At 64.7% G+C, this 252-nt stretch carries 1 protein-coding gene; it reads right to left on the reverse strand.

The genetic code is table 11. The annotated features are described in order from the left end of the window. Positions 1–252, reverse strand: a 252-nt coding sequence (locus tag QP415_RS12350; RefSeq protein WP_285100267.1) for a WYL domain-containing protein, incomplete at both ends; no start/stop codon positions are given.

Genomic DNA, 252 nt, shown 5'->3' on the forward strand with positions numbered 1-252 from the left:
CACGTGGACAACGGGAGAGACAAACGATGACACGCGAGGAAACGCCGCTCCCTCGGGTGGAAGCGAAGCGTCGCCTGGCTCTCCGATGAAGGAAATCTGCGAGCGTATGCGCGACACCCGGAAGGTGCGTTCGTCCCCGCGGTCGAGAGCCCACCCCCACAAGTACAAGGCGCGACCCTGCACCGACAGAGCCCACGGCTCGACGGAGCGCTCAGTGAGCTCGCGCGAGCCAGGGTATTCGAAACACACCAC

Origin of the sequence: Pauljensenia sp. UMB3104 (assembly GCF_030217285.1) — a bacterium.
Lineage (GTDB): Bacteria > Actinomycetota > Actinomycetes > Actinomycetales > Actinomycetaceae > Pauljensenia.